The sequence below is a fragment of the Serratia sp. PF-27 genome (assembly GCF_030053255.1).
Taxonomy (GTDB): domain Bacteria; phylum Pseudomonadota; class Gammaproteobacteria; order Enterobacterales; family Enterobacteriaceae; genus Serratia; species Serratia bockelmannii.
In genome coordinates, this window is record NZ_JASGBT010000020.1 from 43686 (window position 1) to 55175 (window position 11490).

General features: G+C 56.3%; 9 protein-coding genes and 1 pseudogene. 7 read left to right on the forward strand and 3 right to left on the reverse strand.

The annotated features are described in order from the left end of the window. Positions 1-3: 3 nt before the first annotated feature. From hisD to hisIE, 7 genes are read left to right on the forward strand one after another with little or no spacing between them, the layout of a single operon-like run. Positions 4-1311, forward strand: coding sequence for a histidinol dehydrogenase (gene hisD / locus QMZ29_RS13210; protein ID WP_025302191.1), 1308 nt, complete (start codon positions 4-6; stop codon positions 1309-1311). Continuing rightward, positions 1308-2396, forward strand: coding sequence for a histidinol-phosphate transaminase (gene hisC / locus QMZ29_RS13215; RefSeq protein WP_147823016.1), 1089 nt, complete (start codon positions 1308-1310; stop codon positions 2394-2396). Before hisD ends, hisC begins: the two co-directional genes overlap by 4 nt. Further along, positions 2393-3460, forward strand: a complete 1068-nt coding sequence (hisB, locus tag QMZ29_RS13220) for a bifunctional histidinol-phosphatase/imidazoleglycerol-phosphate dehydratase HisB (protein WP_015377254.1) — start codon at positions 2393-2395, stop codon at positions 3458-3460. The genes hisC and hisB overlap by 4 nt, the downstream gene beginning before the upstream one ends. Beyond that, on the forward strand, positions 3460-4050 hold the full coding sequence (gene hisH, locus QMZ29_RS13225) for an imidazole glycerol phosphate synthase subunit HisH (protein ID WP_147823015.1): 591 nt from the start codon (positions 3460-3462) through the stop codon (positions 4048-4050). Before hisB ends, hisH begins: the two co-directional genes overlap by 1 nt. Positions 4051-4055: 5 nt before the next feature. Further along, a complete protein-coding gene (gene hisA / locus QMZ29_RS13230; RefSeq protein ID WP_025302188.1) occupies positions 4056-4793 on the forward strand; it encodes a 1-(5-phosphoribosyl)-5-[(5-phosphoribosylamino)methylideneamino]imidazole-4-carboxamide isomerase in 738 nt (245 codons plus the stop codon). Next, positions 4775-5551 carry an imidazole glycerol phosphate synthase subunit HisF gene (hisF, locus tag QMZ29_RS13235; protein WP_033637764.1) on the forward strand — a complete coding sequence of 259 codons (777 nt, stop codon included), beginning with the start codon at positions 4775-4777 and terminating at the stop codon, positions 5549-5551. Before hisA ends, hisF begins: the two co-directional genes overlap by 19 nt. Beyond that, positions 5545-6165 carry a bifunctional phosphoribosyl-AMP cyclohydrolase/phosphoribosyl-ATP diphosphatase HisIE gene (gene hisIE, locus QMZ29_RS13240; protein ID WP_015377251.1) on the forward strand — a complete coding sequence of 207 codons (621 nt, stop codon included), beginning with the start codon at positions 5545-5547 and terminating at the stop codon, positions 6163-6165. Before hisF ends, hisIE begins: the two co-directional genes overlap by 7 nt. 73 nt (positions 6166-6238) lie before the next feature. Here the strand turns inward: hisIE and gnd are convergent, their stop codons facing one another. The 3 genes and pseudogenes from gnd to QMZ29_RS13255 form a co-directional block, all read right to left on the reverse strand. Further along, positions 6239-7645: an NADP-dependent phosphogluconate dehydrogenase gene (gene gnd / locus QMZ29_RS13245; protein WP_025302186.1), complete on the reverse strand. Its 1407-nt coding sequence runs from the start codon at positions 7643-7645 to the stop codon at positions 6239-6241. 221 nt (positions 7646-7866) lie between these two features. Next, the gene (locus tag QMZ29_RS13250) at positions 7867-11241 is read right to left on the reverse strand and encodes a GT99 family glycosyltransferase N-terminal domain-containing protein (RefSeq protein ID WP_164068642.1); all 3375 of its coding nucleotides are present in this window, start codon (positions 11239-11241) and stop codon (positions 7867-7869) included. A gap of 8 nt (positions 11242-11249) precedes the next feature. Then, positions 11250-11490 (reverse strand): annotated as a pseudogene (locus tag QMZ29_RS13255) (ABC transporter ATP-binding protein); the annotation flags it as partial.

Genomic DNA, 11490 nt, shown 5'->3' on the forward strand with positions numbered 1-11490 from the left:
GCCATGTCGACCTTCAACACGCCGATCGATTGGGCAACGTGCAGCGCCGAACGCCAGGCTGAGCTGCTGATGCGCCCGGCAATCGCCGCCTCCGACAGCATCACCCGCACGGTGAGTGAGATCCTCGACAACGTGAAGGCCAATGGCGATCGGGCGCTGCGCGACTACAGCGCCCGTTTCGACAAGGCGGAAGTCTCGGCGCTGCGCGTCAGCGCCGAGCAGATCGCCGCCGCCGCCGCGCGGTTGGGTGATGATATCAAACAGGCGATGGCGGTGGCCGTCGCCAACGTGGAAACCTTCCACAACGCGCAGCGACTGCCGCCGGTGGACGTCGAAACGCAGCCAGGCGTGCGCTGCCAGCAGGTGACCCGCCCAATCGACTCGGTGGGCCTGTATATTCCCGGCGGGTCAGCGCCGCTGTTCTCCACCGTACTGATGCTGGCGACGCCGGCGCGCATCGCCGGTTGCCGCCGGGTGGTGCTGTGCTCACCGCCGCCGATCGCCGATGAGATCCTGTATGCGGCGCAGCTGTGCGGCGTGCAGGAAGTGTTTCAGGTCGGGGGCGCGCAGGCGATCGCCGCCCTGGCGTTCGGCACCGAAAGCGTGCCGCGCGTGGCGAAGATCTTCGGGCCGGGCAACGCCTTCGTGACCGAAGCTAAGCGGCAGGTCAGCCAGCGCCTCGACGGCGCGGCCATCGACATGCCGGCCGGCCCTTCTGAAGTGCTGGTGATCGCCGACGCCGGCGCCACCCCGGCGTTCGTCGCTTCCGATCTGCTGTCGCAGGCCGAACACGGCCCGGATTCGCAGGTGATCCTGCTGACGCCGGACGCGGCGATGGCGCAGGCGGTGGCCGAAGCGGTGGAAAGCCAGCTGGCCGAGCTGCCGCGCGCCGACACCGCACGCCAGGCGCTGGCGAGCAGCCGCCTGATCGTAGCGCGCGATCTGACTGAGTGCGTGGCGATCAGCAACCGCTACGGCCCGGAGCACCTGATTATTCAGACCCGTAATGCGCGCGAACTGGTGGACGGCATCACCAGCGCCGGTTCGGTGTTCCTCGGCGACTGGTCGCCGGAGTCCGCCGGCGATTACGCCTCCGGCACCAACCACGTGCTGCCGACCTACGGCTACACCGCCACCTGCTCCAGCCTGGGGCTGGCCGATTTTCAAAAACGCATGACGGTGCAGGAGCTGACGCCGCAGGGCTTCAGCAACCTGGCCGCCACCATCGAGACGCTGGCTGCCGCCGAGCAGCTGATCGCCCACAAGAACGCCGTGACCCTGCGCGTCGCCGCCCTGAAGGAGCAAGCATGAGCATCGAAAAACTGGCGCGCGCCAACGTTCGCGAGCTGACCCCTTATCAATCGGCGCGCCGCCTCGGCGGTAAGGGCGACGTGTGGCTGAACGCCAACGAATACCCGATCGCACCGGAATTCCAGCTGACCGCGCAAACCTTCAACCGCTATCCGGAGTGCCAGCCGGCGCAGGTGATCGAACGCTACGCCGCCTATGCCGGGGTCAAGAAAGAGCAGGTGCTGGTCAGCCGCGGCGCCGATGAAGGCATCGAGCTGCTGATCCGCGCCTTCTGCGAGCCGGGCAAAGACGCCATTCTGTTCTGCCCGCCGACCTACGGCATGTACGCCGTCAGCGCCGAAACCTTCGGCGTGGAGCGCCGCACCGTGGCCGCCAAAGAAGACTGGCAGCTGGATCTGCCGGCCATCGCAGACAGCATGGACAACGTGAAGCTGATCTACGTCTGCAGCCCGAACAACCCAACCGGCAACCTGATCGACCCTGACTCTCTGCGCAGCCTGCTAGAGCTGGCCAAGGGCAAGGCGATCGTCGCGGTGGACGAAGCCTATATCGAGTTTTGCCCGCAGGCCACGGTGGCCGGCTGGCTGAGCGACTATCCGCACCTGGCTATCCTGCGCACGCTGTCGAAGGCCTTTGCGCTGGCCGGCCTGCGCTGCGGCTTTACGCTCGCCAATGAAGATCTGATTGCCCTGCTGCTGAAGGTGATCGCGCCTTACCCGCTTTCGACGCCGGTGGCGGATATCGCCGCGCAGGCGCTGAGCGAAGAAGGTATCCGCACCATGCGCCAGCGCGTCACCGATATCGCCGCCACCCGCAGCTGGCTGCAGCAACAGCTGGAGAAATGCGCCTGCGTCGAGCAGGTTTTCGCCAGCGACAGCAATTACCTGCTGGCCCGCTTCACCGCCGCAAGTAATGTGTTTAAAAGCTTGTGGGATCAGGGCATTATCTTACGAGACCAAAACAAACAGCCCGGGTTGTCCGGCTGCCTGCGCATCACCATAGGCACCCGCGACGAATGTCAACGCGTGGTGGACGCCTTGTCCGCCCTACCCGGCGCCAACCCGACTCGCCAGGAGCCAATGTGAGCCAAAAAATCCTCTTTATCGATCGTGACGGCACGCTGATCGCCGAGCCACCGGAAGATTTCCAGGTTGACCGCCTGGACAAGCTGGCGCTCGAGCCAGACGTGATCCCTTCCCTGCTGGCGCTGCAACAGGCGGGGTATCAGCTGGTGATGATCACCAATCAGGATGGGCTCGGCACCGCCAGTTTCCCTCAGGAAACCTTCGATCCGCCGCACAACCTGATGATGCAGATCCTCAGCTCGCAGGGCATTCAGTTCGCCGATGTGCTGATCTGCCCGCACCTGCCGGCGGACAACTGCGACTGCCGCAAGCCGAAAACCGCGCTGGTGAAGGGCTACCTGGAACCCGGCGTGCTCGATACCGCGCACAGCTACGTGATCGGCGATCGGCCGACCGACGTGCAGCTGGCAGAAAACATGGGCATTCAGGGGCTGCGCTACCAGCGCGGCGTGCTGGGCTGGAAAGAGATCGTGCGCCAGCTGACCCTGCGCGACCGTCATGCGCGGGTTAACCGCGTGACCAAAGAGACGCAGATCGATGTCAACGTCTGGCTGGATCGCGAAGGCGGCAGCAAAATCAAAACCGGCGTCGGCTTCTTCGACCACATGCTGGATCAGATCGCCACCCACGGCGGCTTCCGCATGGAGATCGACGTCAAAGGCGACCTGTATATCGACGATCACCACACCGTAGAGGACACCGGCCTGGCGCTGGGTGAAGCGTTGAACAAGGCACTGGGCGACAAGCGCGGTATTGCCCGCTTCGGCTTCGTGTTACCGATGGACGAATGCCTGGCGCGCTGCGCGCTGGATATCTCCGGCCGCCCGCACCTGGAGTACAAGGCCGAGTTCAACTATCAGCGCGTCGGCGATCTCAGCACTGAAATGGTCGAGCACTTCTTCCGCTCGCTCTCCTACACCATGGGCTGCACGCTGCACCTGAAGACCAAAGGCAAAAACGACCACCACCGGGTCGAGAGCCTGTTCAAAGTGTTTGGCCGCACGCTGCGCCAGGCGATCCGCGTCGAGGGCAATACCCTGCCGAGCTCGAAAGGAGTGCTGTGATGAACGTGGTGATTTTGGATACCGGCTGCGCCAACCTGGCCTCCGTCACCTATGCGGTGCGGCGCCTGGGCTATCAGCCGGAAGTGAGCCGCGATCCGGAGATCGTGCTGCGCGCCGACAAGCTGTTCCTGCCGGGCGTCGGCACCGCGCAGGCGGCGATGGATCAGCTGCGCGAACGCGATCTGATCGAACTGATCAGGGCCTGCACTCAGCCGGTGCTGGGCATCTGCCTCGGCATGCAGCTGCTGGCGGCCAACAGCGAAGAGAACGGCGGCGTGACGACGCTCGGCCTCATGGATACGCCGGTAAAGCAGATGACCGACTTCGGCCTGCCGCTGCCGCACATGGGTTGGAACCAGGTATCCGCGCAGGCGGGCCACCATCTGTTCCGCGGCATCGATGACGGCGCCTACTTCTATTTCGTACACAGCTATGCGATGCCGATATGCCCCAGCACCATCGCCCAGGCGAACTACGGCGAGCCCTTCACCGCCGCCGTGCAAAAAGACAACTTCTTCGGCGTGCAGTTTCATCCAGAACGATCTGGAGCGGCCGGCGCGCAACTGTTGAAAAACTTTCTGGAGATGTAGGCAGCATGATTATTCCGGCTTTGGATTTGATCGACGGCAACGTGGTGCGCTTGCATCAGGGCGATTACGGCCAGCAGCGCGACTACGGCAACGATCCGCTGCTGCGTCTGCAAGACTATCAACAACAGGGCGCGCAGGTACTGCACCTGGTCGATTTGACCGGCGCCAAGGATCCGGCCGCACGCCAGATCCCGCTGCTACGCAAGCTGTTGGCGGGGGTTAACGTGCCGGTGCAGGTCGGCGGCGGCATCCGCAACGAGCAAGACGTCAGCGCCCTGCTGGAGGCCGGCGCCACACGCGTGGTGATCGGCTCTACCGCGGTGAAACAACCGCAGTTGGTGCAGAGCTGGTTCGAGCGCTACGGCGCCGACGCGCTGGTGCTGGCGCTGGACGTGCGTATCGACCCGCAGGGCGTGAAACGCGTGGCCATCAGCGGCTGGCAGGAAGATTCCGACGCCACGCTGGAACAGGTGGTGGAGCAGTTCCTGCCCTACGGGCTCAAGCACGTGCTGTGCACCGATATTTCGCGCGACGGTACGCTGGCCGGTTCCAACGTGGCGCTGTATCAGGCGATCAGCCGCCGCTATCCGCAGGTGGCCTTCCAGGCCTCGGGCGGCATCGGCAATCTGGACGACATCGCCCAGCTGCGTGGCAGCGGCGTTGCCGGCGTGATCGTAGGGCGCGCCCTGCTGGAAGGTAAATTTAGCGTTGAGGAGGCGATCGCATGCTGGCAAAACGGATAATCCCGTGCCTGGATGTTAAAGACGGGCAAGTGGTAAAAGGCGTGCAGTTCCGCAACCACGAAATCATCGGCGACATCGTGCCGCTGGCGCAGCGCTATGCGCAAGAAGGTGCGGACGAGCTGGTGTTTTACGATATCACCGCCTCGAGCGACGGCCGGGTGGTGGACAAAAGCTGGGTATCGCGCGTGGCGGAGGTGATTGATATTCCGTTCTGCGTCGCCGGCGGCATTAAAAGCGCCGAGGACGCCAGCCAGATCCTGTCTTTCGGCGCCGACAAGATTTCGATCAACTCACCGGCGTTGGCCGATCCTGAGCTGATTAGCCGCCTGGCGGAACGCTTCGGCGTGCAGTGCATCGTGGTAGGCATCGACACCTGGTTCGACAGTGAAACCGGCAAGTATCACGTCAACCAATATACCGGCGATGAGAGCCGCACCCGCATCACCCAGTGGGAAACCCTCGACTGGGTACAGGAAGTGCAGCGCCGCGGCGCCGGTGAGATCGTGCTGAACATGATGAACCAGGACGGCGTGCGCAACGGTTACGATCTGCAACAGCTGCGCCGGGTGCGCGAGGCCTGCAAGGTACCGCTGATCGCCTCCGGCGGCGCGGGCACCATGGAGCATTTCCTGGAAGCGTTCCGCGATGCGGACGTCGACGGCGCGCTGGCGGCATCGGTGTTCCACAAACAAATCATCAATATCGGCGAACTGAAAAGGTTCCTGGTCGAACAAGGCGTGGAGATTCGCGTGTGCTGACAGAACAACAGAGAAACCAGCTGGACTGGGAAAAAACCGACGGCCTGATGCCGGCCATCGTGCAGCACGCCGTTTCCGGCGAAGTGCTGATGCTGGGTTACATGACGCCGGAAGCGCTGGCGACCACCGAGCAGAGCGGTAACGTCACCTTCTTCTCACGCACCAAGCAACGCCTGTGGACCAAAGGCGAAAGTTCCGGCCACTTCCTCAAGGTGGTCAGCATCACGCCGGACTGCGATAACGACACGCTGCTGGTATTGGCCAACCCGATCGGCCCGACCTGCCACCTCGGCAACAGCAGCTGCTTCCACCCGGCCGCCAGCGACTGGACGTTCCTCTATCAGCTGGAGCAGCTGTTGGCGGAGCGCAAGCACGCCAGCCCGGACAGCTCGTACACCGCCAGCCTGTACGCCAGCGGCACCAAGCGCATCGCGCAGAAGGTCGGGGAAGAAGGTGTGGAAACCGCGCTGGCCGCCACGGTCAACGATCGCGAAGAGCTGACCAACGAAGCCTCGGACCTGATCTATCACCTGCTGGTGCTGCTGCAGGACCAGGATCTGGATCTGAGCGCGGTGATCGGCCGGCTGCGCGAAAGGCATCAGAAAAAAGCGTGACGTTAAATCACGCGCAATAAAAAGCCGCCGGGCGTTAACCTCGGCGGCTTTTTTTATCGTTCAACGAGCGGGCTTATTCCATCCATTCGGTATGGAACACGCCTTCCTTATCGATACGTTTGTAGGTGTGCGCACCGAAGTAGTCGCGCTGCGCCTGGATCAGGTTCGCCGGCAGTACCGCAGAACGGTAGCTGTCGTAGTAGGCGATCGCGGCGGAGAAGGTTGGCGTAGGGATACCGTTCTGCACGGCGTAAGCCACCACGTCACGCAGCGCCTGCTGGTACTCGTCAGCGATTTGCTTGAAGTATGGCGCCAGCAGCAGGTTGGCGATATCGGCATCCGCCGCGTAAGCGTCGGTGATCTTCTGCAGGAACTGGGCGCGGATGATGCAGCCGGCGCGGAAGATCTTGGCGATTTCGCCGTAGTGCAGATCCCAGTTATTTTCTTTAGAAGCGGCTTTCAGCTGTGAGAAGCCCTGTGCGTAGGACACGATCTTACCCAGATACAGCGCGCGACGCACTTTCTCGATGAATTCGGCTTTGTCGCCGCTGAACGGCGCCACTTTCGGGCCAGTCAGCACTTTAGACGCGGCAACGCGCTGGTCCTTCAGCGAGGACAGGTAGCGTGCGAACACCGACTCGGTGATCAGCGACAGCGGTTCGCCCAGATCCAGCGAGCTCTGGCTGGTCCACTTGCCGGTGCCTTTGTTGGCGGCTTCGTCCAGGATCACATCGACCAGGTATTTACCCTCTTCGTCTTTCTTGGTGAAGATGTCTTTGGTGATGTCGATCAGGTAGCTGTTCAGTTCGCCCTTGTTCCATTCGGCGAAGGTTTCGGCCAGCTGCTCGTTGCTCAGGTTCAGCGCCTGCTTCAGCAGGGAATAGGCTTCGGCAATCAGCTGCATGTCGCCGTATTCGATGCCGTTGTGCACCATCTTCACATAGTGGCCGGCACCGTCAGCGCCGATATAAGTCACGCAAGGCTCGCCTTCCGCGACCGCAGCGATTTTCTCCAGGATCGGTGCCACCAGCTCGTAAGCTTCTTTCTGGCCGCCAGGCATGATGGAAGGCCCTTTCAGCGCGCCCTCTTCACCGCCGGAAACGCCGGTGCCGATGAAATTAAAGCCCTGGTCGGACAGTTCGCGGTTACGACGGATGGTGTCCTGATAGTAGGTGTTGCCGCCATCGATCAGGATATCGCCCTTGTCCAGGTGCGGAGTCAACGAGGCAATGGTTTTATCCGTCGCTTCGCCCGCTTTCACCATCAGCAGGATGCGGCGCGGTTTTTCCAGCGATTCGACAAACTCTTCTACGGTGTAATACGGCGCCAGATTCTTGCCCGGGTTCTCAGCGATCACTTCGTCAGTTTTGTCGCCAGAACGGTTGAAAATGGAAACGGTGTAACCACGGCTCTCGATGTTCAGCGCGAGGTTGCGGCCCATTACCGCCATGCCGACAACGCCGATTTGTTGCTTGGACATTTAGGAACTCCTGTCTGAGGATGACCCTGCCGGCAACGTCGGCCAGCAGGTTTTGTGATGTGGCACACATGTTAACTCAGGATTGAGCCGCGTGGGTAGTGATTGGTGCGATAGGTCACATGATGTCGCAATATATTCATATCCTCCCCACAAAAAACCACGGCACCCTAAGGTGCCGTGGTCTGCGGTTCAGTCAATCAGTACGAAACGAGGGGCTTGAGTCACCGCACTTGGGCCGCCTTGAACGCGTCTACTTTTTCCTTCAATAAACGCTCACTTTCACTGATCATATCCAGATATTGAGTATTTACGAACCCCCACAACGTGGAGGTTTGATCCTCAGCATGCCCAACCTGGAAAGGTAGAGTGGTCACCACAACCAGATTTGGCACTGACTCCAAATAGCGATCTATGGTATTGGTTTGAGCATCAACGTTACGTTCATCCCAGTGGCTAACTGCCTCTATCCCACGACGTGAGTAAATATTCATCACCGTGCTTGTCATGCGATTGATATAAATATACTCAATGCCATCGACCTCCTCGACAGCCAGAATCTCCGTATCTTCATTCAAATGCGCAATAATGCCCGAGAAAATGTGCCAATCCCAATTGCTGCGTTCCAGATAAGCAACAATCTTCTCAAGTTTAATGTCAAAGTCGTCAGGGAATAACGCATCGTCCTCGCAGATCATAGCCATTTCGGTATTACGATCGGCAAGCACGGACAGCATGTATTTATAACTCATGCCACATCCGATCCAGCCAATACGGTGTCTAACCCCCTCAATGACCTTGAAACCATGGGTAGGCTTACTGAGGAAATCTTGCTTCCGTACCGGTGTTTCCGTCAGTGAGAGGCAGAGTTTTGGAATATCCGCCTCTATCGCAGGGATAAAATCAACGCCATTTTTATAAGTTTCGAAATCAATCAAATCATTCGCCAAAAGATAGCGTTTGAAATAGCCTTCAAAGTTGTTGTCGCTATGAGTAAACAACGCAATATTTTTCTTACGGCTAGCATGATAATCTTGATCGTTCAAGAGACGATCAATTTTTTTCGCCATTGCGTCAATATCGCCAATAGGAGCAAAATCAATAACATCAATGAGAGACGTATGCTCCGCGATATCCACACTTTCTTCACTAACAATTGGCGTTCCCAACGATAGCACTTCGTAAATACGTGTGGTCTCAAGCAACGCATTCTCATAGTAATGCAGGTTAATAACCAGTTTGGCATTTTTCACCAGCCGGGTCAGCTCATCGCCGAATACACCAGAGGCAATATGAATATTAAAACGTTGTCCCAATTGTTCAAGATAATGACGACGGCGCTCACAATTCGTATCACCATAGAAGAGAACGTCAATTTGCTCCTCATTACCGTTCAACTTATGACCTTTCTGGGTCAATTTTGAGCTGTAGTCTGCAAAAGAAGCAATTGGGAGGTAGAACAATTTCTGATAAGGGATACCATGTTCTAATAAGTAATTAATGTTAGTCAGGGAATAGTCAAATATAGCCATTGCACGTTCGAGAATCGCAAAATACTCTGGCGTAAACCAACGTGGGTTAATAGATTGTTCCATTTGGAACGCAACAAAGTTTTGCGGCAGCTCAGCAAAAATTTGAGGGCAAATAACAATATGCAGTTGCCCACTGTCCGCCGGCGCTGAGTATGCTTCAATTATGGTAACGCCGCGCCCCACCTCTACAAGCGTTTTCTCAAGCAAATGGGCCACAAACAGTGTATGCCTAGTAGTGAGAATAACAATATGGTCGGTATCTATATTAACTAGCGGCATCGGCGTATTAGCGGTATTTTTCGCCACACGTAGAAGACTGCTACGCAACTCACCGAAACGGCCGGTTAGCAATAGTTTGCCTGCCACTTTAGTTTTGCGAAGCAAAGCCTTATAAGGATGCGGACTTGCACGAAACGCTTGCCAACCTTTCCCAACCAAAGAGGTCGATTTTGTCCCTTTACGCTGTCGCATGTAGTGTCTGGATATATCCCTGATTACCCCAAACTCACCGCGAATGGCCCGACCAAGCATACGAACAGGTACCGTTAGTCGCCACGACAGACTTTTTCGCATATTGTTCATGTCGGACTGACTTTCACTAAGTTGTTGACTCAGTGTTTCAACCTTTAATTTAAGAGGTTCGTCTTCAACATAATTATTATTTAAAAGAAGAACTTCTTTTTGCGCATTCTCCAACAATTGCTGAGTAACCAGCTGTTGCTCTCGCTGTTGTATAAGCGTTTCCTGAAGCAACAGCAATTGCTCTTGCATAGAAGAAATCATTGCCTGCTTTTCTTCGTTATCGATCATCAGATGATGCTCAGCAACACGAATTTTTTGTTGCATATCATCCTGCTTTTCATTTTCTTGCTTAACCTGTTTTGATAGCAACTCACCCAGAGTCAACCCCTGCATTTTTAAAAATCCTTCCTTCTCAGTAGAATAATATTCAATATGGCGACTGACTATCGCCTGTTCACTTGGCCGAGATAAACGGAATCGCAGATAATCAATATCGAAAATCAATTCGAATGGAACTAAGTATGAAAATAGATAAAATGCCAAACGATTAGTTCTTTCTTGTTCATCGTCTGCCAAGGTTATATATTTATATGAACTGTCACCAACGACTGTCGTTGGTATACCAGCGAAAATTCCTTCTAATCCCACACTAGAATTAATCGTTAAAATCTCTCGACAACGCTGGACGAAAGACAAACTGGTCGGTGAACTGTCGATCTCATACTCACCCTCCTTGAGCTGGAACTGACTACCAGGATGAGTGCGAATTAATAATTTTTTCTCTGGAAAACGTGTACGCGCATAGGAAAGCAACGTAAGATTAGTGAATTCTTCACCATAAGCAACGAGATTTGAATCGTCTTCAACCTGTAATGCGATCCCCAGATCGGCATCACACTGCTGCTCATGAGTATTTGGCACACGCAGGAAGTAACGATGCAACTCCTCTATGGAAAGATCGACCTGGCACTGTTCCTGAACCGCCAAATAGCGCTTCTCTGCCTCTGTGTGACCGTTAACACCTGAGAAATCCAAATACCCTGTACTATAATAAGAGGGCATTCTCAACGGCCCTACTTCAAAGTGCATGACAGGAATAGATAAAGACTCGGCAACGGCCTCCAGAGAAGGGCAATTGCAAATTGACAATATCCCCTCTATTTTTCCAGACTCATAGCCTTGGAGATGGTTTAGCAGCTCAGCTTCCAGCTCGGGGATTCGCTGGGTCAGCATTTTCTTGAACGCCAACATCGGATTGTAGTTTGAAGAGTCTAATAAACTCTCAAATACACTCTCTCTCAAATGGTAATAATCATGACTTGCCAATAGCTCATCAGACGGAATGCTGTAACCCAAATTATTCATTGTAGGTACATCAAATTCCCAACGTTCTGACTTGCGCCACTCTTCCGGAGACAACAAGTAATCATTACCGGCGATAAAAAGTGAACGCTGCTGCAATGAGTTAAGCAGGCGATAAAATATCCATAAATAGGGAGCTTTCACTCCCCTAAACGGATATGGCGGTAAGAATACAGCAATCATTGCTCTAATTACTCCTCGCTTAAAACACTGATAGGGGCATAAACAACCCCCCCGAGTTCACGAGAGGACCAAAACTTCAATCTCATCATTGGTCTGCGTTGATCCAACTCTTCTCGCTCGCCGCCTTGCAGCGATGCCAAGCCGCAATGAACCAGGTAATCTCCTGAGTTAATTGGCAATTTAACCTTATAAATCACATGCTGCTCACCAGCCTTGAGGATTAAAGGTTTGCCGGCTCCAATGTTGCTG

Excerpts from the sequence above, each read along its gene's own strand:
- hisD (WP_025302191.1), top strand. The coding sequence starts at position 4 with ATGTCGACCTTCAACACGCCGATCGATTGGGCAACGTGCAGCGCCGAA.
- hisC (WP_147823016.1), top strand. The coding sequence starts at position 1,308 with ATGAGCATCGAAAAACTGGCGCGCGCCAACGTTCGCGAGCTGACCCCT.
- hisH (WP_147823015.1), top strand. The coding sequence starts at position 3,460 with ATGAACGTGGTGATTTTGGATACCGGCTGCGCCAACCTGGCCTCCGTC.
- hisA (WP_025302188.1), top strand. The coding sequence starts at position 4,056 with ATGATTATTCCGGCTTTGGATTTGATCGACGGCAACGTGGTGCGCTTG.
- hisF (WP_033637764.1), top strand. The coding sequence starts at position 4,775 with ATGCTGGCAAAACGGATAATCCCGTGCCTGGATGTTAAAGACGGGCAA.
- gnd (WP_025302186.1), bottom strand. The coding sequence starts at position 7,645 with ATGTCCAAGCAACAAATCGGCGTTGTCGGCATGGCGGTAATGGGCCGC.
- QMZ29_RS13250 (WP_164068642.1), bottom strand. The coding sequence starts at position 11,241 with ATGATTGCTGTATTCTTACCGCCATATCCGTTTAGGGGAGTGAAAGCT.